At 61.6% G+C, this 21,612-nt stretch carries 21 protein-coding genes; 12 read left to right on the forward strand and 9 right to left on the reverse strand.

What is annotated here, in order from left to right:
* The 4 genes from BUA36_RS30490 to prfB form a co-directional block, all read right to left on the reverse strand.
* Nucleotides 1-252, reverse strand: a 252-nt coding sequence (locus tag BUA36_RS30490) for a helix-turn-helix domain-containing protein (RefSeq protein WP_371851501.1), incomplete at its 3' end; no start/stop codon positions are given.
* 104 nt (nucleotides 253-356) lie between these two features.
* Complete coding sequence (gene lysS, locus BUA36_RS26875; RefSeq protein ID WP_072789498.1) at nucleotides 357-1,886, reverse strand: lysine--tRNA ligase; 1,530 nt, start codon at nucleotides 1,884-1,886, stop codon at nucleotides 357-359.
* A 27-nt stretch (nucleotides 1,887-1,913) separates the two neighbouring features.
* Entirely contained in the window at nucleotides 1,914-2,582 is a 669-nt protein-coding gene (locus BUA36_RS26880) for an HAD family hydrolase (RefSeq protein ID WP_072789501.1), read from the reverse strand.
* Nucleotides 2,582-3,686 (reverse strand): peptide chain release factor 2 gene (gene prfB / locus BUA36_RS26885; RefSeq protein WP_139260707.1). Its coding sequence is split into 2 segments (ribosomal slippage): nucleotides 2,582-3,604 and nucleotides 3,606-3,686, totalling 1,104 coding nucleotides; the frame shifts between segments, so codons are not numbered across the junction. The genes BUA36_RS26880 and prfB overlap by 1 nt, the downstream gene beginning before the upstream one ends.
* Before the next feature lie 153 nt (nucleotides 3,687-3,839).
* Here prfB and BUA36_RS26895 point away from each other — a divergent pair.
* The 6 genes from BUA36_RS26895 (at nucleotide 3,840) to BUA36_RS26920 (ending at nucleotide 11,360) form a co-directional block, all read left to right on the forward strand.
* On the forward strand, nucleotides 3,840-5,870 hold the full coding sequence (locus tag BUA36_RS26895) for a bifunctional 2',3'-cyclic-nucleotide 2'-phosphodiesterase/3'-nucleotidase (protein ID WP_371851502.1): 2,031 nt from the start codon (nucleotides 3,840-3,842) through the stop codon (nucleotides 5,868-5,870).
* Entirely contained in the window at nucleotides 5,867-6,391 is a 525-nt protein-coding gene (locus tag BUA36_RS26900) for a tetratricopeptide repeat protein (RefSeq protein WP_072789514.1), read from the forward strand. The genes BUA36_RS26895 and BUA36_RS26900 overlap by 4 nt, the downstream gene beginning before the upstream one ends.
* Nucleotides 6,392-6,554: 163 nt before the next feature.
* Nucleotides 6,555-7,712 carry an ABC transporter substrate-binding protein gene (locus BUA36_RS26905; RefSeq protein ID WP_072789518.1) on the forward strand — a complete coding sequence of 386 codons (1,158 nt, stop codon included), beginning with the start codon at nucleotides 6,555-6,557 and terminating at the stop codon, nucleotides 7,710-7,712.
* Nucleotides 7,713-7,781: 69 nt separating this feature from the next.
* On the forward strand, nucleotides 7,782-8,672 hold the full coding sequence (locus BUA36_RS26910; protein ID WP_072789521.1) for a branched-chain amino acid ABC transporter permease: 891 nt from the start codon (nucleotides 7,782-7,784) through the stop codon (nucleotides 8,670-8,672).
* 3 nt (nucleotides 8,673-8,675) lie between these two features.
* Nucleotides 8,676-10,625 (forward strand): branched-chain amino acid ABC transporter ATP-binding protein/permease, encoded by a 1,950-nt coding sequence (locus BUA36_RS26915; RefSeq protein ID WP_072789524.1) that lies wholly within the window; start codon nucleotides 8,676-8,678, stop codon nucleotides 10,623-10,625.
* A gap of 12 nt (nucleotides 10,626-10,637) precedes the next feature.
* Nucleotides 10,638-11,360: an ABC transporter ATP-binding protein gene (locus BUA36_RS26920; protein WP_072789527.1), complete on the forward strand. Its 723-nt coding sequence runs from the start codon at nucleotides 10,638-10,640 to the stop codon at nucleotides 11,358-11,360.
* A 33-nt stretch (nucleotides 11,361-11,393) separates the two neighbouring features.
* On the opposite strand, the gene BUA36_RS26925 is transcribed toward BUA36_RS26920, so the two are convergent.
* Complete coding sequence (locus tag BUA36_RS26925; RefSeq protein ID WP_072789530.1) at nucleotides 11,394-12,233, reverse strand: transposase; 840 nt, start codon at nucleotides 12,231-12,233, stop codon at nucleotides 11,394-11,396.
* A gap of 119 nt (nucleotides 12,234-12,352) precedes the next feature.
* Between BUA36_RS26925 and BUA36_RS26930 the strand changes: the two genes are divergently transcribed.
* The 5 genes from BUA36_RS26930 to BUA36_RS26950 all read left to right on the forward strand — a co-directional run bounded on the left by BUA36_RS26930 (nucleotide 12,353) and on the right by BUA36_RS26950 (nucleotide 18,914).
* Nucleotides 12,353-13,192 (forward strand): aldo/keto reductase, encoded by an 840-nt coding sequence (locus BUA36_RS26930; RefSeq protein ID WP_072789533.1) that lies wholly within the window; start codon nucleotides 12,353-12,355, stop codon nucleotides 13,190-13,192.
* Between the two features lie 12 nt (nucleotides 13,193-13,204).
* Complete coding sequence (locus tag BUA36_RS26935; RefSeq protein ID WP_084560370.1) at nucleotides 13,205-14,281, forward strand: DUF4272 domain-containing protein; 1,077 nt, start codon at nucleotides 13,205-13,207, stop codon at nucleotides 14,279-14,281.
* A 79-nt stretch (nucleotides 14,282-14,360) separates the two neighbouring features.
* Nucleotides 14,361-14,750 carry an RcnB family protein gene (locus BUA36_RS26940; RefSeq protein WP_072789536.1) on the forward strand — a complete coding sequence of 130 codons (390 nt, stop codon included), beginning with the start codon at nucleotides 14,361-14,363 and terminating at the stop codon, nucleotides 14,748-14,750.
* Nucleotides 14,751-14,859: 109 nt separating this feature from the next.
* Nucleotides 14,860-16,899 carry an alpha/beta hydrolase domain-containing protein gene (locus BUA36_RS26945; protein WP_072789540.1) on the forward strand — a complete coding sequence of 680 codons (2,040 nt, stop codon included), beginning with the start codon at nucleotides 14,860-14,862 and terminating at the stop codon, nucleotides 16,897-16,899.
* A gap of 155 nt (nucleotides 16,900-17,054) precedes the next feature.
* Complete coding sequence (locus tag BUA36_RS26950) at nucleotides 17,055-18,914, forward strand: carbohydrate-binding module family 20 domain-containing protein (RefSeq protein ID WP_229255824.1); 1,860 nt, start codon at nucleotides 17,055-17,057, stop codon at nucleotides 18,912-18,914.
* Here the strand turns inward: BUA36_RS26950 and BUA36_RS26955 are convergent, their stop codons facing one another.
* From BUA36_RS26955 to BUA36_RS26965, 3 genes are read right to left on the reverse strand one after another with little or no spacing between them, the layout of a single operon-like run.
* Nucleotides 18,915-19,244, reverse strand: coding sequence for a DUF2288 domain-containing protein (locus BUA36_RS26955; protein WP_072789544.1), 330 nt, complete (start codon nucleotides 19,242-19,244; stop codon nucleotides 18,915-18,917).
* A gap of 2 nt (nucleotides 19,245-19,246) precedes the next feature.
* Nucleotides 19,247-19,936, reverse strand: a complete 690-nt coding sequence (locus tag BUA36_RS26960; protein ID WP_072789547.1) for an RES family NAD+ phosphorylase — start codon at nucleotides 19,934-19,936, stop codon at nucleotides 19,247-19,249.
* Complete coding sequence (locus BUA36_RS26965; protein WP_072789550.1) at nucleotides 19,937-20,371, reverse strand: MbcA/ParS/Xre antitoxin family protein; 435 nt, start codon at nucleotides 20,369-20,371, stop codon at nucleotides 19,937-19,939. It lies immediately after the preceding gene.
* Nucleotides 20,372-20,458: 87 nt separating this feature from the next.
* On the opposite strand from BUA36_RS26965, the gene BUA36_RS26970 reads away from it, so the two are divergent.
* Nucleotides 20,459-20,884 carry a YybH family protein gene (locus tag BUA36_RS26970; protein ID WP_229255825.1) on the forward strand — a complete coding sequence of 142 codons (426 nt, stop codon included), beginning with the start codon at nucleotides 20,459-20,461 and terminating at the stop codon, nucleotides 20,882-20,884.
* On the opposite strand, the gene BUA36_RS26975 is transcribed toward BUA36_RS26970, so the two are convergent.
* The gene (locus tag BUA36_RS26975; RefSeq protein ID WP_072789556.1) at nucleotides 20,885-21,556 is read right to left on the reverse strand and encodes a hypothetical protein; all 672 of its coding nucleotides are present in this window, start codon (nucleotides 21,554-21,556) and stop codon (nucleotides 20,885-20,887) included.
* Nucleotides 21,557-21,612: the final 56 nt, after the last annotated feature.

Consider the following 21,612-nt stretch of genomic DNA (forward strand, 5'->3'; position numbering starts at 1 on the left):
GATTCGCTGTTCCGGAGTCATGGAGGTAGCACCGATCTCGGCTGGTTGATGACGGGCCAAAGCCATCGCCAGCGTACTCCAATCCTGCCGGCCAAGCTTGCGCAGCCATACTAGCACCGTCGAGCGGCCTTGGATGCCGTACAGACGCTGGGCCTGCTTGTACGTCATTTCGCCTTTTTCCACTGCATCGACTACCCCCTGCTTAAAAGCCAGGCTGTAATCGCTCTGCGTCCTCTTTTGTCTAGTTCCCATCTCGCTCTCCTAAGAAAAGGCGGGAAGTGACAACTTAAACCAGGACGGGTCATTGACTAAAAAAAAGCCGCTCGATGGAGCGGCTTTTTTGTGAGCGGCGAAGCTTACTCTTCGCGGCGCAGGTGCGGGAACAGCAGCACGTCGCGGATGTTCGGCGAGTCGGTGATAATCATCATCAGACGGTCGATGCCGATGCCGCAACCACCGGCAGGCGGCATGCCGTATTCCAGTGCGCGGATGTAGTCGGCGTCGTAGTACATCGCCTCTTCATCGCCGGCGTCCTTGGCATCCACCTGCGCCAGGAAGCGGGCAGACTGGTCTTCCGCGTCGTTCAGCTCCGAGAAGCCGTTGGCGATTTCGCGGCCGACCATGAACAGTTCGAAGCGCTCGGTGATGCCTTCGCGCGAGTCCGAAGCACGGGCCAGCGGCGATACTTCCACCGGATAGTCGATGATGAAGGTCGGTTCCCACAGCTGCGCTTCCGCCGTCTCTTCGAACAGCGCCAGTTGCAGCGCGCCCAGACCGGCGGTGGCAAACGGCTTCACGCCAAACTTCAGCAGTTCCTGCTTGATGAACGCAACGTCGTTCAGCTGCGCTTCGGTGTAGCCCGGCGCATACTTGTTGATCGCTTCGACGATGGTCAGGCGGTGGAATGGCTTGGCCAGATCCAGCTCGCGGCCGCCGTAAGTCAGGGTGGCGGTGCCGTGGGCGTCGATGGCAGCCTGGCGGATGATCTCTTCGGTGAAGTTCATGATCCAGGTGTACTCGGTGTACGCCGCGTAGAACTCCATCATGGTGAATTCCGGATTGTGACGGATCGACACGCCTTCGTTGCGGAAGTTGCGGTTGATCTCGAACACACGCTCAAAGCCGCCCACCACCAGGCGTTTCAGGTACAGCTCGGGCGCGATACGCAGGAACATCTGCATGTCCAGCGCATTGTGGTGGGTGATGAAAGGCTTGGCCGCAGCGCCGCCAGGGATGGCGTGCAGCATCGGCGTTTCCACTTCCATGAACTCGTGCTTTTCCATGAAGCGGCGCATCGACGAAATCGCGGCGGTACGCGCTTTAAACGTACGGCGGGTTTCTTCGTTCATGATCAGGTCCACGTAGCGCTGGCGGTACTTGGTTTCCTGGTCGGCCAGGCCGTGGAACTTGTCCGGCAGCGGGCGCAGCGACTTGGTGATCAGACGCAGTTCGGTGACCTTGATGGTCAGCTCGTCGGTCTTGGTCTTGAACAGCGTGCCGACCACGCCCAGGATGTCACCCAGGTCGTAGTGGTGCAGCGCGGCCATGGCGGCTTCGCCGGTCAGGTCCAGCGTGGCGTAGATCTGGATGCGGCCATCGGCCTTGGCGCCCGACGAATCCTGCAGCGTCGCGAAAGCGGCTTTTTTGCCAGCTTCGCGTTTCAGCATCATGCGGCCGGCCAGCTTGACGGTCACCGGATTGGTTTCCAGTTCTTCGCGCGACTTCTCGCCGTATTGCGCGTGCAGGTCGGCTGCCTTGTGCTCAGGTTTGAAGTCGTTCGGGAAGGCGATGCCTTGTTCGCGGATGGCGGCTAGCTTGGCGCGGCGCTCGGCGATGATTTTATTATCGTCCGGGGCGGCTGCTTGTTCTTGAAGATCCGTAGTCATGGTCTTTACTTTTGTTGAGGTGATGATTTAATTGGTGGCGAAGGCAAACAGCTCGTCTGCATCCAGCTCGCTGAAGTCGCGTACGACAGCAATCACGTTGTCGAATTCCTTAAACGCTTCAGCAGGCAAAGTGGTTGTCAGCACCACGGCGCGCATCCCCGCGCGGCGTGCTGCTTCCACGCCCAGCGGCGCGTCTTCAAATACAATGCTGTGTTGCGGCAGGGCGCCTGCGCGCTCGGCCGCCAGCAGGAATACATCCGGCTCCGGCTTGCCGCGTACGACATCGGCCGCACCGGCAATGGCGTTGAATTCCTTGCGCAGATCCAGGCCGTCCAGCGTGAAGTCGATATTCTCGGTCGGCGCCGCCGTTGCCACGGCCAGCTTGATGCCAGCCGCCTTGGCGCGCGCGATGAAATCGACAAACCCCGTGGTCGGCGCCAGATGCGGCGCGTACATTTCGCGGTACAGCGCTTCCTTCTCGCTATCGAGGGCTGCGCTTTCCTGCTTGGTCAGCGCGTTGCCAAAGTAGGCGCTCATGATTTCATGACCCTGGCGGCCGGCCGTATTGCGGAAGAAGTCATCCGCATCGAGCACATGGCCGCGGCGCTGGAAAAACTCCAGCCACGACTTCACATGGAAGGACATATTGTCGACGATGGTACCGTCCATGTCGAAGATGAATGCTCGCTGGGTCATTACACGCCTTGTTTGAGCGAGGCGGAAATGAAGTCGTCCAGATCGCCGTCCAGCACACCCTTGGTGTTGCCGGTCTCGAAGTTGGTACGCAAGTCCTTGATGCGCGACTGGTCCAGTACATACGAACGGATCTGGTGGCCCCAGCCGACGTCGGTCTTGGAGTCTTCCAGTTTCTGCTGCTCGCTCATGCGCTTGCGCAGTTCCAGTTCATACAGCTTGGCCTTCAGCATTTCCATCGCCTCGGCCTTGTTGCGGTGCTGCGAACGGTCATTCTGGCACTGGACCACGATGCCCGACGGGCCGTGGGTCAGACGCACCGCGGAGTCGGTCTTGTTAATGTGCTGACCACCGGCGCCGGACGCGCGGTAGGTGTCGATGCGCAGGTCGGCCGGATTGATCTCGATATCGATTGAGTCATCCACTTCCGGATACACGAACAGCGACACGAACGAGGTGTGGCGGCCGCCGGCCGAGTCGAACGGCGACTTGCGCACCAGGCGGTGCACGCCGGTCTCGGTGCGCAGGAAGCCGTAGGCGTATTCGCCTTCCACTTTCAGCGTGGCGGTCTTGATGCCGGCCACCTCGCCATCGGACTGCTCCATGATCTCGACCTTGAAGCCTTTGCGCTCGCTGTAGCGCAGGTACTGGCGCAGCAGCATCGAGGCCCAGTCCTGGGCTTCGGTACCGCCGGCGCCGGCCTGGATGTCGACGAAGCAGTTGTTCGGATCCATGGGGTTGCTGAACATGCGGCGGAATTCCATGCCCTCGATGACTTTGCGGACTTCTTCGGCATCGACGATCAGCGCTTCCAGCGTGTCGTCATCGCCTTCTTCCTTGGCCATGTCGATCAGGTCGCCCATGTCCTTGAGGTCGGCGTCGGCCTTGATCAGTGCATTGACCACCGCTTCCAGCGATTTCTTTTCTTTACCCAGGTCCTGGGCTTTCTTGGGATCGTTCCAGACCGCTGGATCTTCCAGTTCGCCGTTTACTTGTTCGAGCTTGTCGACTTTGCGGTCGAAGTCAAAGATACCTCCGAAGTTCGGCTTCGCGCGTGGTCAGATCGGCGAGCAGGGAGGTGAGGGCGTTGATGCGTTCGGCTTCCATGGTTTTCTTCTTTTCTAAGGCTGAAATCAAACCTTGAATTATACTCCAGACCGCCCCTGTCTCCCAGTGCCGCGCTGCGCGCCGTGTCGCGGCCCTGAAATACTGCCATTTAGGCCACAAAACAGATAGAATATTGCAGCCTGTAACTTCATCATGCCGTCCATGCGCCCAAACCACCGCGCTTGCCTAGTCTTGCTCGTTGTGCCATTCCTGCTGTCCGCCTGCGCCAGCCTGCCCGGCGGCACAGCCACGCCCGTGGGCGCCGAAGCGACGCTGGCGCTGCTGGAGACCACCGACCTGCACGCCAATGTGCTGAGTTATGATTACTACAAGCTGCAAGCCGATCCCGCCATCGGCCTGGAACGCACGGCCACGCTCATCAAGCAGGCGCGCGCGGAATACCCGAACAATCTGCTCATCGATAACGGCGACGCGCTGCAAGGCACGGCGCTGGCCGACTACCAGGCGCTGGTCAAGCCGATAGCCTGCGGCGAAACGCTGGCCATCTATAAAGCCATGAACCAGCTGGGCGTGGACGGCGCCGGCATCGGCAACCACGAATTCAACTATGGCCTGGCCTACCTGAACCAGGTCACCGCCAGCCATTTCGACGTCGATGGCGTACCTGCCGACGCGCCGCGCTGCGCCGGTCCCGGTTTCCCCATCGTGCTGGCCAACATCTACAGCGCCCGTACCCGCCAGCCGCTGTTCGCGCCATACCGCATCCTCACGCGCCGGATCAACGCCACCGGCCCGGATGGCCAGCCAATCACGGCCACGCTGAAAGTCGGCATCATCGGCTTCACGCCGCCGGGCGTGCTGTCGTGGGACAAGCACTGGCTGGCCGGGAAGGTGTACGCCGAAGGCGTGCGCGAAACGGCACAGAAATATATTCCGCAAATGCGCGCCGAAGGCGCTGACCTGATCGTCGCCATCTCGCACGGCGGCATTGACGGCGAGCCGTACACGCCGGATATGGAAAACGCCAACTACCATCTGGCGCAACTGCCCGGCATTGACGCCATGCTGATCGGCCATGAACACCTGCCATTCCCGGACGCCGCCAGCAAGCGCGTCGCCTTCAACCTGGCGGGCGTCGACAAAGTCCGGGGCACGGTCTACGGCGTGCCGACCGTGATGGCCAACCTGTGGGGCAAGAACCTGGGCGTGATTGGCCTGCACCTCCGGTACGACGGCGCGCACTGGACGGTCGACCAAAGCCGCACCACTGTTGCGGCGCGCAGCACCAGACAGCCGGACGGCAGCTATGTCGCCGCCGATCCGGCCATCGCGCCGCTGGTCGCCGCCGAACACGCGGCCACCATCCGCTATGTGAAAACCCCGGTCGGCACCAGCGACTTCCGCATGACCAGCTATTTCGCCGACGTGGGCGACATCAGCGCGATTGAACTGGTCAACCAGGCGCAAACCGCCTACGTGCAGGACTACGTCAAGGCCAACCTGCCGCAGTACGCGGCGCTGCCGGTGCTGTCGATGGCATCGCCGTTCAAGACCGGCGCCGCTGGCGTGGCCGACTACACCGACGTCAGGCCGGGCGCCGTTGCGCTGAACAATGCGGCCGACCTGTATCTGTATCCGAACGCGCTGCACGCCGTCAAACTCGATGGCGCCGGCCTCAAGGCCTGGCTGGAGAAATCCGCCGAACGTTTCAACCGCATCGATCCGGCCAGCAGCGCGCAGCAGGAACTCATCAACACCAGCTTCGCCGGCTTTAACTTCGACATGCTGACCAGTGCTGACATCCGCTACCAGATCGACGTCACGCAGGCCGTCGGCCAGCGCATCGTCGGCCTGCACTACAAAGGTGCGCCGCTGTCGCCAATGCAGGAGTTCCTGGTCGCCACCAATAACTACCGCGCCAGCGGCGGCGGCAATTTTCCCGGCCTGGATGGCGGCAAAACCGTGATCGCCTCGCCGGATTCCAGCCGCGACGTGCTGATCGCTTACATCCAGAAAACCCGGCAACTGACGCGCGCACGCAACGGCGCCACGCGCAGCTGGCGATTTGCGCCGGCCGCCGTCCAAGGTACGGTAGTATTCCACTCCGCGCCGGGCCTGCTGGACCTGGCGCGCGAAGCCGGCCTGGCCAACGTCGCGCAGCTCAAAGCGGACGACGGCAGCGGCAAAGGTTTCGCCCTGTACGCCATCGACCTGAATCAATGAAGATCCCGCACCTCGTCATCGCCGCCCTTACCGCTGCCAGCTGCGTGCTGGCCGGCGTGGCCATGGCCGGACCGGTGGAAGAAGGGCGCCTCAACCTGCGCGGCTCCGAAGCCAGGCCGGCCAACCTGCCGCGCGCCTTTGAACTGTTCAGCGGCGCCGCCAAAAAAGGCGACCCGCAGGCGGCCTACTACCTGGGCATGATGTACAAGAACGGCATGGCCGTGGGGCGCGACCTCAAGGCCGCCGCGCACTGGCTGCAGTTCGCGGCCAACCGCCAGACCCCGGCCGCCATGTACGCGCTGGCCAAGCTCTATCTGTCCGGCGAAGGCGTCAAGCGCGACGAACTGGCCGCGCGCCGCTGGATCGAAAAAGCCGCCGACCTTGAATATCCCGAAGCCGTGATGGCCATGGCCATCGGCCTGCGCGACGGCTCCATGGGCTTCGAGCGCAATGAAGCGCTGGCCGAAACCCAGATGCGCTTCGCCAACCGCGCCCTCAAACAAGCCACGCCGGGCATGTAATTCTTACTGCCAGCTTACAAGCGCACAGGGTGCCTGCCCTTGCTGCGATGCCGCACAGCTATCTGTTGCTGATGTAGTTCTACTAACCTACAATGATTTCCGATGGGGCGGCTTTTCCAGCGTACGACTATTAAAAAAAGCGTTGTATAACAGGAGATGACAGATGAACTTCAAGTTGAAATTGCTCGTGGCAGGTTTGGCACTCGGTTTCGCAGCGGCCTCGCAGGCTGCTGATCCCATCAAGATCGGCGTGTCCGGCCCCTTCACCGGCGGCTCCGCGCCGATGGGCGTATCGATGCGCGACGGCGTCAAGCTGGCCGTGGCCGAGATCAACGCCAAGGGCGGTGTGCTGGGCCGCCAGCTCCAGATCATCGAACGCGACGACGAAGCCAAGAACGAACGCGGCGTGCAGATCGCCCAGGAACTCATCAACAAGGAACGCGTGGTCGCCACGGTCGGCTACATCAACACCGGCGTGGCGCTGGCCTCGCAGCGCTTCTACCAGGACGCCAAAATCCCGGTGATGAACAACGTCGCCACCGGCTCCATCATCACCAAACAGTTTGCCGACCAGCCGGAAAACTACATCTTCCGCAATTCCGCCAGCGACCAGATCCAGTCGCAGATGATTATCAAGGAAGCGGTCGACAACCGTAAATTCAAAAAAGTCGCGATCCTGGCCGACTCCACCAACTACGGCCAGCTGGGCCGCGAAGACCTGGAAAAAGTCCTCGACAAGCGCGGCATGAAACCGGTCGCGGTGGAGAAGTACAACATCAAGGACGTCGACATGACGGCCCAGCTGCTGAAAGCCAAACAGGCCGGCGCCGACGTGGTGCTCACCTACGGCATTGGCCCCGAGCTGGCGCAGATCGCCAACGGCATGGAAAAGCTGGGCTGGAAAGTGCCGCTGATCGGCAGCTGGACCCTGTCGATGGCCAACTTCATCGACAACGCCGGCAAGAACGGCAACGGCACCCGCATGCCGCAGACCTTCATCCAGGATGCCAGCACGCCCAAGCGCAAAGCCTTCATCGACGCCTACGTAAAAGCCTACAACCCGCCGCAAGGGCGCATGCCGTCGCCGGTATCGGCCGCGCAGGGCTATGACTCGATCTACCTGCTGGCCGCTGCCATCAAACAGGCCGGCAGCACCGAAGGCCCGAAAGTCAAAGCCGCGCTGGAGAACCTCAACGAGAAAGTGGAGGGCGTGGTGACCTCCTACAGCAAGCCCTACTCGAAAGACGACCACGAAGCCATCACCGCCGACGTCACCGTGTTTGGTGAAGTCAAGGACGGCAAAGTCGTCCAGGCCAAATAAGGCCGTCTAGCGCGCCACAATGGCCAGACTTGTTGACGCAAGCCTGGCCATTTTCTTGTCGGGGGAATCATGGAAATCCTGTTGCAACTGGTGTTCAGCGGCGTCGCGCTGGGCATGATCTATGCGGTGATCGCGTTCGGCTACCAGCTGACGTTTGCCACCTCCGGCACGCTGAACTTCGGCCAGGGCGAATCGCTGATGCTGGGCGCACTCGTGGGCCTGAGCCTGGTTGGCACCATCCACGGCGGCCCGTACATGGGCTACCTGCTCATGATCCCCTTGGTGATCGTGTTCGGCGCGCTGCAAGGCATGCTGGTGGAATGGATAGGCGTGCGGCCGGCCATCAAGATCAAGTCCGAATTTGGCTGGATCATGTCCACCATCGCGCTGGCCATCATCTTCAAGAACGTCGCCGAGAACATCTGGGGCAAGGACGACCTGACCTTCCCGTCGCCGCTGGACTCCGCGCCGATCCAGATCCTCGGCGCCAATGTGCAGCCGATGCAGGTGGCGGTGGTGGTGGGCGCCCTGGCCATCATGGCCGTGGTTGAACTCTTCAACCGCAAATCCATCTACGGCAAGGCCGTTGTCGCCACCGCCAATGACCGCGACGCCGCAGGCCTGATGGGGATTAACACCGGCATGGTGATTACCTTCTCCTACGCGCTATCCTCCGCCGTCGCCGCGTTTGCCGGCGTGCTGGTGGCGCCGCTGACGCTGACCGGCGCCACCATGGGCGCCTCGCTGGGACTGAAAGCGTTCGCGGTCGCCATCATCGGCGGCCTGACCTCGGGCGTTGGCGCCATCGTCGGCGGCCTGATACTGGGCATCGCTGAAACCACCACCGGCTACTACGTCTCCACCGGCTACAAGGAAGTCCCGGGATTGCTGCTCCTGCTGCTGGTGCTGGCGGTGAAGCCGTCCGGCCTGTTCGGAAAAGCCGCCATCAAAAAGGTCTGATCCATGAACAAGAAAATCATCGCAGCCAGCGTGATCGGACTGGCGGTGCTGGCGCTGTATCCGACGCTGATACCGAACCCGTACTACATCCACCTGTTTGAAACGATACTGATCTACGCGATACTATTATTTGGCCTCGACATCGTGGTCGGCTACACAGGCCAGGTGTCGCTGGGCCACGCCGGCCTGTTCGGCATCGGCTCCTATGTTACCGGCGTGCTGGTATTCAAACTCGGTGCGCCGTTCTGGATCGCCATTCCGGGCGCGGTGGCTGGCGCGGCCATCTTCGGCGCCATCCTCGCGCTGCCGGCACTGCGCGTGACCGGTCCCTACCTGGCCATGGTGACGCTGGCCTTTGGCACCATCATCCAGATCCTGATCAATGAAATGACCTTCCTCACCGAAGGCCCAATGGGCATCAAGATCTCCAAGCCGCTGATCCTGGGCGCCAAGCTCAGTGAAGTGCAGTACTACTACCTGGTCGCCGCGCTGATGGTGGTATCGCTGGTGGTAGTGCACCGCATCCTCAAGTCCAACCTGGGGCGCGCGTTCGAAGCACTGCGCGACAGCCCGATCGCCTCCGACTGCATGGGCGTCTCCGTCTACAAATACAAGGTCTACGCCTTCATCATCAGCGCCGGTTTCGCCGGCCTGGCGGGCAGCCTGTACGCGTATTCGGAAGAATACATCTCGCCCAACACCTACAACTTCGAGCTGACCATCCTGTTCCTGCTGGCGGTCATCATGGGCGGCCGCAAGACCCGTTCCGGCGCCTTGATCGGCGCGCTGATCGTGGTCATGCTTCCCAGTCTGCTGGCCGACATTGAGCTATTCCGCCAGATCGCCGTCGCCGCCGCCGTGCTGGGCGTGATAGGCGCAGCGCTGGCCGTGGCCCGCAAACGCTCCACCGTGGGCGGCGTGATCGTGCCGCTGGTCGCCACCATCGGCATGGCCGCATTCTCCTTCAAGCTGGAAAACATCGTCGACTGGCGCCTGACCATCTTCGGCCTGATGACACTGTTCGTTGTCTACTATCTGCAGGATGGCATCGTCGGTTATCTGCAAAACCTGTTCGGGCGCGGCGCCGTCCACGCCAAAGCCATTGTCGCCACGGGCGCCGAGCCATTCCCGCGCGCGCAGGGCGGCAAGGCCGGCGACACACTGCTTGGCGTCGAACAGATCCTCATGCAGTTCGGCGGCCTGAAAGCACTCAACCAGGTCGACCTGAATGTGATCCAGGGTTCGGTGCATGGCCTGATCGGCCCCAATGGCTCCGGCAAAAGCACCATGATGAATGTGCTGACCGGGATCTACAAACCGACCGCCGGCAAGGTAGCGTTCTCGGGCGCCGTCATCTCCGGCCGCACGCCGTCCGAAATCGCGCTGGGTGGCGTGGCGCGTACCTTCCAGAACGTGCAGCTGTTCGGCGAAATGACCGCCACCGAGAATGTGCTGGTCGGCCTGCACAATACCTTCCAGTCCAACGTGCTGGACGTGATGCTGCAAACGCCGCGCTACAAGCGCGAAGAGCGCGCCGCCCGCGAGCGCGCCGCCAGCATTCTGGAGTTCGTCGGCCTGTCCGACCTGGCCAATGAGGAAGCGCGCAACCTCCCGTATGGCAAACAGCGCCTGCTGGAGATTGGCCGTGCGCTGGGCCTGAGTCCACGCCTGCTGCTGCTCGACGAACCGGCCGCCGGCCTGACCGCGCCCGACATCAAGGAACTGATGGCGATTATCCGCAAGATCCGCGACCACGGCATCACCATCATCCTGATCGAACACCACATGGATGTAGTGATGGCGCTGTCCGACACCGTCACGGTGCTGGACTTCGGCCAGAAAATCGCCGAAGGCAAACCGGCCGCCGTGCAAAGCGATCCCAAAGTGATCGAAGCCTACCTGGGCGGCAGTGGCGAAGAACACGGCGGCATGAAAGCGCCGGCGGCGCACTAACGAGGACACGACATGCTATCGATCTCCAACCTGTACGCCGCCTACGGCAAAGTCGAAGTCCTGCACGGCATCTCGCTGGAAGTCCCGAAAGGCAAGCTGGTCACGCTGATCGGCTCCAACGGCGCCGGCAAGACCACCACCATGCGCGCCATCTCCGGCATGCTCAAGCCGAAAGCGGGCAAGGTCACGCTGGACGGTAAAGACATCACCGGCAGCGACTCGCACAAGATCGCCCGCGCCGGACTGGCGCACTCGCCGGAAGGGCGGCGCGTGTTTGCCTCCATGAGCGTGACTGACAACCTGCTGCTGGGCGCCTTCCCACGGTTTACGCGTGCACGTCCCAAGGGCGACATCCAGCGCGACCTGGAAAAGGCGCTGGAACTGTTCCCGCGCCTGAAAGAGCGCCAGACGCAGTTGGCCGGCACGCTGTCCGGCGGCGAACAGCAGATGCTGGCCATGGCGCGCGCCGTCATGCTCAATCCCGACGTCGTGCTGCTGGACGAACCGTCCATGGGCCTGGCGCCGATCCTGGTGGAAGAGGTATTTCGCATCATCCAGCGCCTGAAATCAGAAGGCGTGACCATGCTGCTGGTGGAGCAATTCGCCGCCGCCGCGCTCAACGTTGCAGACTACGGCTACGTACTGGAAAACGGCAGCATCTCCGTGCACGGCCCCGCCGACAGCCTCAAAACCGACCCCAAAGTGATCGCCGCCTACCTCGGCGGCGGCCACTAAAAAGTTCGGGGTCAGTGCCGACATTCGGACATTTCAGCCGGGCATCTGCTTTTTGATGGCCCGGCTGACCGTTTTATCCGACACGCCGAAATGGGCGGCGATCTGATTCATCGTGTAGGCCGTTGAATGGTAAGCCCGGGCCATGGCTTCATCGCGGTTGTGGTACTGAGCGGCATATTCCGCTAACGAGCGCGTCAAGGCGCGGCGCTGACTTTTATTGACTGCCCGAAAAGTGGGGGAGGCAATCATCGCTCTGGCATTGGCGATGAATTCCGCGTCACCGAGCAGAAGCTGATGAGCAGTTTTAAGCAGCGGGCTTTGTTCACCTATGCCTGCGATGACAAATCGCTGATACGCCGCCATCGCCGCATCCTGCCGGACCGCGAATGTCGCCAGAGTAGATGCCACATCCAGCCATGCCGGACAGGAAGCCTGCCCGATGAAGTAGGGATAGCTGCTCCATGCCCATTGCTCTGGCGATTGGACGAAACCCGCCCGCACCGGGTTCAATACCACGTAGCGCGCCAGCTCAAGCAAGTATTTCTCGCGCTGAATCAAAATGCCTTTGTAGCGACCTTGAAATACATGACCGACTCTTTGGTGCTGACGGTTGAAGTATTGTGAATACCGGCCGTTCAGTTGCCGCATCCCCTGTATCAGGTTGCCGTCAATGGTCTCTAGCACGATGTGATAATGATTGCTCATCTGGCAAAAGCTGTGCACAACGAAGTTGTAACGTGTGCAAATTTCTTCGAGGATTGACAGCCAGACGATACGGTCCCTACGCCCAAGGTAAATGTCTGCCTTGACATTGCCGCGCGCGGTAACGTGATAGAGTGCACCGGGGAATTCTAAGCGAAGTGGACGGCTCATTCAGCCATCTTATGGATTGCGGTGGTTTGAAAAATGCGTTTGCTCAAACAATGTGATCCGCCCATTGCTGGGCTCGTGTCCAGATGTCGGCACTGACCCCGAACTGGGGAGGAGGAAAAATGAAAAGTGTGAGTTTCCCTTCGGGTGGGACGGTGCCGGTGCTCGGGCAGGGCACGTGGAATATGGGCGAGAAGGCGTCACAGCGCAAGGACGAGGTGCGTGCTTTGCAGCTTGGCCTTGATCTGGACATGACGCTGATCGATACCGCTGAAATGTATGGCGAAGGTGGCGCAGAAGAGGTGGTGGGCGCAGCCATCGCCGGCCGCCGCGATGAGGCCTTCGTTGTCAGCAAAGTCTATCCCCACAACGCCAGCTTTGAAGGCGCGCAGGCCGCCTGTGAGCGTAGTCTGCGCCGCTTGAAGATCGACTGCATCGATCTGTACCTGCTGCACTGGCAGGGCCACCATCCGCTGGCCGAGACCTTCGATGCTTTCGAGACGCTGAAGAAAGCCGGCAAGATCAAGGCCTATGGCGTCAGTAACTTCGACCTGGAGAACATGGAGGAGTCGATGACCTACGGCGCCCCGGCCACCAACCAGGTCCTCTATAACCTGATGAAGCGCGGTATCGAGTTCGATTTGCTGCCGTGGTGCCGTCAGCAGGGCATGCCGCTGATGGCGTACTCGCCGCTGGAAAGTTCAGGCCGTGAACAGGCCGCGCTGCTGGAAAATCCCGGCCTGCGCGCGGTGGCCGAGGCGCGTGGGGCCACGCCTGCACAGGTTGCGCTGGCCTGGGTGCTGCATCAGGATGGCGTCATTGCTATCCCCAAGGCCGTCGATCCTGTACACTTGCGCGCCAACCGCGCTGCGGCCGATCTCCTGCTGTCCGACGATGATCTGGCCGTGCTGAACCGCGCTTTTCCACCGCCTCGCCGTCGCCGCGCGCTGGACATGCGCTAGAAAATTATTGTTATGCTAAATCGACTTAAACAGCTGTTCGCCAAGCCGCAAGACACCGGCAACCATATCCAGACCAACGCCTTCTGCACCGTGGCCGATGTGCCCAAGCCGGACTTCCTGCATGTGCTGAATGGCCGCCGCAGTCTGGCGGACAAGGAGCTGGCGCCGCATCTGAATGGCTTGATGCACCATCTGGCCGATGCAGGGCAGGGCAAGATGTCGCGCACGCGCTACCACGTTATCCGCCATCTGCAGCGTGTGCAGCATCACGTCAGTCTGTCGTTCGCGCCGGAGCAGCAGGCGGCGTTTCATGCCTGGGCGGAGGCGGCCAATGCCATCGTCTTCATGGAAGATGGCCGTGTCTGCGATCCGCAAGGACGTACGCTGTTGCCGGTATTGAGCGATGATGGCGACCCGAAAGCCGTAGTGCCGTATCCGCCGCAAGCCTGGCAGCGCAAGGCGCGCACCGGCGAGCAGCTGGCTGCCAGCAAGATTGATGTGCCGGCCGATTTGCCGCCACTGGTGTCCGAACCGGAACTGCGCCTGCGCGCGCCGGAAGATGTGCTGCGCCGTATGCTGGCGCTGTTTGTGGTCGCCATCCGTGCTGAATCGCTGACGGGGGAGACACCGATTCCGGTCGCTGCATTGCAGGAGCGCTTTCCGCCGGCCTTCGCCGGCCTGACCGATGCTGAACGTGATTTCCTCGCCAAGGATGCACCGGGCCAGCAGGAAGTGACGCAATTCCTGTGGCGCTATGAAGCCATCCTTGTGCTGCAATGGGCGCTCGGTTTGCAGGACGCATTGCCGTTTGCGGACGCGATCTGCGACGTCTCGGCGATCTCCAGCACTGTGATCGACCGTGGTACAGAGGGCCTGCGCAAGCAGCCGGTCGCGCGTCCGGCGCCGGAGATTCTGGATGCGCTGGATCTACACTATCGTTTGCACTGGGCCAGCCGCCAGGCCATCCTGAAGAAAACGCCGGTACCGGCAGGGCTCAACGACAGTGTGCTGCAAGAGCGTCACCACGCCCTGAACTGGCTGGTGCGCTTTGAAGACCGTGAGTGGGATGATGTCGATACGCCAACCTGAGTAATGTTGGCTGGCGAACGGTGCACCGCCGTTCGCAGCCCTATGCTGATTCTATCGAAGCACACATAAGGAGCTTGATATGAAGAGCAATCGCATTGTTGTCGCCGCACTGGCGGTGCTGATCGGCGTGAGCGGCGCAGCTTCGGCGCAGGATCGCCATGACCGTGACCGCGGTGACCGTCGCGGCGGCCCGGATTTCAGCCGCTATGACGAACGCCGTAACGACCGTCAGGACTATCATCATGACGACCGCAATGACCGCGACCGTGGCGCTGGTCCGCGTCATGACCTGCGCAAAGGCGGCCGCCTGCCACCTGAATGGCGCAGCCGCCAGTATGTGGTCGATAACTGGCGCTCCCACCATCTGAGCGCGCCGCCGCGCGGCTATCACTGGGTGCAAACCGGCAGCGACTATGTGCTGGTTGCGATCACCACGGGCATCATCGCCGGACTCCTGCTCAATAATTGAACGAATATTTTCTCGCAACCTGCCGTCGGTTTGCCCGACGGCAGGGCCGTGGGTAGACGTCGGCTAACTGGCTTGCTAGGATAGGCGCTTTGCATAGCGGGAGCGCTGGATGAAACGCAAGTTGACGATGTTGGCGATGGCACTGGTCCTCACCACCGCACAGGCTGCGGTCGAACGTATTCAAGTAGTTGAACGTGCGCCGTTCGCTCCCGGCGTCACCTTTGGCGAATACGGCGCGTATGAAAAGATACGCGGCATCGCTTACTATGCGCTGGATCCCAAAGCCGCAGCGAATGCCAGCATCATCGATCTGAAGCATGCGCCGCGCGACAACAAGGGCCGCGTGCTGTTCTCCAGCGAATTCGTGCTGCTGCGGCCTGTCGGCGGCAAGCCAGCCACGCTGCTGTATGACGTCAACAACCGCGGCAACATCGCCATCCTTGGACAGGTGAATGGCCGCAGTCCGGCCAATAACGATCCGTCCACTACCGCTGACGCGGGCGATGGTTTCCTTATGCGCCATGGCTTTTCGCTGCTGTTCTCCGCGTGGACATGGGACGTGGCGCCAGGCGCCGCCGCTGGCGCACGTCCCCTGGTGTTTGCGCCGCCGGTGGCGAAGGGCGTCAAAGGCAAGGTGCAGAACGAGTTCACCGTCAACGCACCCACGGATGTCGTCACCTACGCGGGCATGCGCGGCCTGACCTATGAGCCAGCGACGCCGAATGACCCGCACGCCCAGCTTACCGCGCGCTCACGTCCGGATGATAAGCGCCGTCCCATCGCGCGTAGCGCCTGGCGTTTCGTTGAGCCGGAATTGAAGGGCGGCCCTGGCCGTATCCAGCTGGAAGGCGGCTTCCAGCCCGGCACGATTTACGAAGTGACCTATGCGGCCAAAGATCCGTACGTGACCGGCGCCGGCCTGGCAGGCATCCGCGATCTGCTGTCATACTTCCGCGACAATCCGTTTGAAGGTGCGCCCGTGCCGCGCAATGTGCTCATGTTTGGCATCAGCCAGTCCGGCCGCGTGATTGGCCGCATGATGCACGACGGCCTGAATGTCGATGAAAGCGGCAAGCTGGTATTCAATGGCGCGTATCTGCAGGTGCCGGGTGCTGGCGGCTCGGCGGGCTTCAACAGCCGCTTCGCCCAGCCTACGCGTCATCCATCAATGCTGGAGGAGCATGATTATCCGGCCGATGCGTTCCCGTTCACCAGCGCGCCTACGCGTGATCCCGCGACCGGCAAAACGGCTTCCACCCTGGACAAGGCGCGCGACAAGCAGGGCAATCTGCCCAAGCTGTTTTACGCGAATACCTCGACCGAGTTCTGGAACCGTGGCGCGTCGCTGATCGCCACCACGCCCGATGGCGTGAGCGATGTCACCCCGGCGCCGAATGTACGCATCTATGGATTCATGGGCGCGCAGCATTACGTGGGGCGCTCCAGCAAACGCGCGCCGTTCACCGCTTGCGTATCCACCACCGACCACTATTTGCCGATGCGCGCATTGATCGTCGCGCTGGATGACTGGACTACCCAAGGCACGCAGCCGCCTGCCAGCGCCTATCCAGCGCTGGCCGACGGTACGCTCACCACGGTGGCTGACTACCGCGCCATCTTTCCTAAAGGTGTTGGCCTCACGCCGCCGGAGCAGAACCTGCGCGAACCGCGCTTGAACTTCGGCCTGCGCTTCAACATGTATGGCATCGCAGATACCACCCCGCCCAAGCATGGCGACGATTACGAAACCCGTGTGCCGACACCAGATGCCGACGGCAATGACAGAGGTGGCGTGCGTCTGGTCGAACTGCAAGCGCCGCTGGGTACGCACACTGGCTGGAATCTGCGTGCGCCTGACACAGGCTTTGCCTGGGCCACCTCGCGCTTTGACGGCAGTTTTGTGCCGTTCGCCCGCACCGAGGCGGAGCGCCTGGCGGCAGGTGATCCACGTCCCAGCCTGGAGGGCCGCTACGCCAATCGCGACGCCTACATTGCTGCTGTGCGTTTGGCGGCGGAACAGCAAGTTGCCGCTGGCCTGCTGCTGCCGGAGGACGTTGAGCGTGCCACCAAGCAGAACGTCGGCCTGTATGACCGCATTCTTGCGCGTGACCCCGCCGATCAGGGCTGCACCTATCTGTTTGCCCAATAAGCCTGTGCATGGCCATATCGCTGTTGTAACTTGATTACACCAATTTGCCTGGTACCGCTTCCATATCGCGTGTGCGATTGCTGTTTACTGTAGTTCTGCTACATTTTGCTTGGGATGCAGTATTTCCCAAAACATAACTACACGGAGACAAACACATGATGATGAAATCCCTGCTCGCCGCCGGCTTGCTGACCGGCGTTGCGATGGCGCCCGCGCACGCCGCTTTTAATCCCGCCGATACGTCGGTGCAGATGTTCCGCTGGAAGTGGAACGATATCGCCAAGGAATGCACAAACTGGCTTGGCCCGCAGGGCTTTGGCGCGGTGCAGGTGTCGCCGCCGCAGGCCTCGGCCAGCCTTGGCGCCTGGTGGGATGTGTACCAGCCCGTCAACTTCGCTTCGTTGAAAAGTAATATGGGTACAGAGGCCGAATTCCAGGCCATGGTCAACACCTGCCACGCGGCCAAGGTGCGCGTGTATGTGGACGTGGTAGCCAATCACCTGGCTGCAGGCTCCGGCACCGCGACGGATGGTTCGGCATGGAATTCCACCTCGCTGGCCTATCCGTATTTCAGCAGCAGCGACTTCCATCCGGCCTGCGATATCGCGGGCGGCGACTACGGTTCGCCGGGCAACCGCTACAACGTCATCAACTGCCGGCTGAGCGGACTGCCGGACCTGCGCACCGATGGCGCCTACGTGCAAGGCCAGATCAAGAACTATCTGACCAAGCTGGTCGGCATGGGCGTGGACGGTTTCCGCTTCGACGCCGCCAAGCATATGCAGCCATCCGACATCGCAGCCATGCTGAATGGCGTGTCGCGCACCACCACGGCGGGCGAGTCGCTGTGGGTGACGCAGGAGGTTATCCCGGACAGCAATGTGGTGCGCTCGGACTACTACAGCAATGGCACGCTGAACGAATTCCAGTACAGCTTTGCGATCAAGGCCGTGTTCCGCAACGAGAACGGCGCCAGCCTGTCGCAGATCCGCGCGATCATGGGTACGCCGGGCAACTGGGGTGGCACCTGGGGCTTTGTGCCCAGCGAGAAGGCCACGGTGTTCGTCAACAACTGGGATACCGAGCGTAACGGCAGCTCGCTGGTGGCCAGCAACTACGTTTCCGGCGCCACCAACGACACCCAGGGCACCAAACGCTATGACCTCGCCAATATCTTCATGCTGGCGTGGCCTTACGGTTCGGCGCAACTGCACTCGGGCTTCCGCTTCACCAGCTACGATCAGGCGCCGCCAAGCGCCAGTCCGTTTGACGCCAGCGGCAATCCGCTGATTAACCAGAGCTGGGACTTCATCCATCGCTGGAGCGATATCTCCAACATGGTGGCGTTCCGCGCTGCGGCCTCTGGGCAGGGCGTGGACTACTTCACCAATGGCACGGCCAACCAGATCGCGTTTGGCCGCGGCGCCAAGGGCTTTGTCGCCATCAACAACGAATACGCTGCATGGAATGCGACGCTGCAGACGGCGCTCCCTGCCGGCACCTACTGCAACGTGGTGCATGGTGTGCTGAATGCCGCAGGCACAGCGTGTACCAGCGACAGCGTCACGGTGGGCAGCAATGGCGTCATCAGCGTGAGTATCCCGGCCAATGGCGGTTCAGTGGTGCCGGCGGTGGCGCTGCACATCAATCAGAAGGTGGGCGGCAGTGGTGGTGGTGGTGGCGGCTCTTGCACCACGGTGCCGGTGACCTTCCGTGTGGCGAACGCCAATACGGTGGTGGGCCAGAATGTGTACGTGGTGGGCAATCGCGCGGAGCTGGGCAACTGGGTGCAGGGCAGCAGCAACCAGCTGAACATCGAAGGCAGCGGCGCCAATGTGCCATGGTCGCGCACCTTCCAGCTGCCGCCAGCGACGCCGATTCAATACAAATTCATGAAGTACGGCGTGAATACGGTATGGGAGAGCAATCAGTCCACTGCCAGCGGCAACCGTGAAGCGATCACGCCGGCTTGCGGCGGCTCGCTGACGCTGGACGCCGGCAGCTTCAAGTTCTGATTAGTGCACGTTGGAGGGTACAGCTTTTTCCTGCTGTACCAGGATGAATGGACTGACGACGCACGCCCACAGCTGGGCGTTGTTCTCCAGCCATTCCTGCGCCTGCTGGTCGTTGACTTTGGCCAGCAGGCCAGCGTTCATCCATTGGCTGATATTGGCCTTGTCGTCGTGCGAGACGCGGACGGCCACATCGACCAGGTCCAGCGAATTGGCGACCCACACCACATTCCCCTGGGCGAAGTGTTTGAGCAGCTCGGTCCACGGCAGGCGTGCCGTTTCGCGGTTCACTTTGTTGCGGAGGTCGAGGTCTTTTTCTGGTTTGGTTTGCATGGTTAAATAATTTCTATCTTCGGTACTGGGCTACCCTGCCATGTTAACCGATAGACCGGGCCTTTGCGAACATTGCCCACCAGCGCGGGGCGGAAGCAGGCCAGGTTGATGCCGCCTTCGCGCCGCACGCTCGGGTAAATAATGCCCAGCGAGCCGCCGTCCAGCAGGCGTTCGGCCAGCGTTTGCGACGCGATGTAACTGTCCGGCGCCAGGCTGGTACTGTAGCGCGGCTGGTTGCGGATGTCGTGGAAGGTGGCGGTGAAATCGGCCAGCATGCACTGGTACTGCACACTGTCGTCAAAGCGGTTGATCTCCGCGTACTCCACGGCCTTGTGGAAGCTGACCTCGGCCAGCGCCGTCTCCGCGTCAAACGCGCAATACCAGGCGCCACGGCGGCCATCGTTAAAGCGGCTGCCCTGCGGATGGGCGTAGGTAAAGGCGGCGTTGACGATGCGGAAGTTGGGCACGCCGAACACCAGCTCATCGACATTGATGCCGGCCGCGCCGCCGTTCTGCGTGCGCAGGCGCGCATTGGTGGCGTTGTCGAGGTCGAACAGGTCGCGCAGGTGGGCGTCGCTGTCGGCCAGCGGCGCCAATACGGAATCCTCGACATCCGCAAAGCGGGAGGGCAGCAGACGGCAGGTGTCGAACTGGCGTAAAGTGGTTAAAGGGGGAACGAGGCTGACCGGCACTTACAGCCCTCCACGGCGCGCGTCCAGTAGCTGACGCACGATTTGCATGGCCAGCAAGCCGCCGCCCAGCATATAGGCCAGCGGTGTGCGGCCTTCGAAAATGTGATTACTATTGGGCAGGCTGACCCATTCATCGGCAAGTTTGTCGCCGTAGATGATGTGCAGTGCCTTGTAAATGCCCAGCAGGTAGGAAATGCGCGTGATGCAGTCCACTTCCAGCGTACGCTCTGGATGCTTTTTCCAGTCGTAGTAGCTGCTGCTGGAGACGCCGCCGAGCAATTGGCGTGCATCTTCATCGCGCACCTTCCAGGTGGCGACCAGTTTGAAAAAGCCCTTGAGGGCGGATTGGGACAGGCGTTCGCGCTCGGCCTTGGCATTCAGATCCACCAAGACGGTTGGCTCGAAGCGGCTGCGGGGGTAGGCATAGTTGAGCATAAATCCTCCGTTTGTGGAGTCTTTATACTCTCATTTCGGATAAATAGCAATTGTGTAGCATGCCAAGGGGAGGCAGCGATGAAATGGATGGCGATACCGTTAGCGGCTTTTCTGGCCGCCGGGGCGCAGGCGGCGCCCGCATTCACCGGCATCCAGGAGGAGGTCGCCCAGGTTGAGCGCGCGTTTGCGGCAACCATGAAGGCCCGCGACCATGCGGCTTTCGTCAGCTTCCTGTCCGAGGAGGCGATCTTCAGCGGCGGCACGCAGCCGTTGCGCGGCAAACAGGCGGTCGCCGACGAATGGAAAAAGTTTTACGCCAAGCCGGCTGCGCCATTCTCCTGGGAGCCGGACGAGGTCGAAGTGCTGGCCTCGGGCACGCTGGCCAAGACCGCCGGCCCCGTGTATGGCCCGGACGGAACGCTGATCGCGCGCTTCAGTTCCGTCTGGCGGCTGGAAGCGCCCAAGACCTGGCGTATCGTCTTCGATGGCGGTACCGAGGTGTGCAAGAAATAACTATTTGGCCTTTTCGTAGGTGCCGCCGATACCCAGGCCGGACTTGCTGTCGGCATGCAGGGCATTGCCTTCCACCGTCAATGTCATCGTCTTGAACGCGGACGGGGTAAAGGCTTCGCGGTTCTTGACGGTAAAGCCTGCCAGTCGTGCCTTGGCCCGGTCTGCTGGCAGGTTGATCCATTGGTAATCGGTGGCGGCGCCTTTCATGCGCAAGCCGGCGCGTTGCCATTGCTCGCCGCCGGGCATGTTGGTGATGGCGTCGCCGTTGCGCTTGGAAACCGCAGTGGCGGTCTTGCCGCTGGCGCTTTCAAACAAGACTTCCACCTCCGCCAGCGGCCCTTCGTGCGGAAAACCGACGATGGCAACCCACAAGCCGGGTTCGGCGGGTTTGGTTCTGCCATAGTCATCGGCTTCGAACAGCGCAAAATCGGGTTTTTCCTGTGGCGCGCTGGTCAGCGTGACTTCATCCCCCTTTGCGGCCCAGGTGCCATGGGCATACTGGTCGACCGCGCCATACATGAGGGCCCATTGAAAGGTGCCATCGGCCTTGAGCAGTAATTCGGAGCCGACTTCGCTGCGGCCATTCAGGTAGTAGTGCCCGGGAAGCGTGGCGGCGAGTGCTGGCGCTGAACAGATCAGTGCCAGCACTGCGGCGGCGAGAAAGCGTTTCATAGGAGCCTTGAGTTATTTTTAAGGCAATCCTATCACTTGCCGTAAACGCTCGCCGC

The organism is Duganella sacchari (assembly GCF_900143065.1).
Lineage (GTDB): Bacteria > Pseudomonadota > Gammaproteobacteria > Burkholderiales > Burkholderiaceae_D > Rugamonas > Rugamonas sacchari.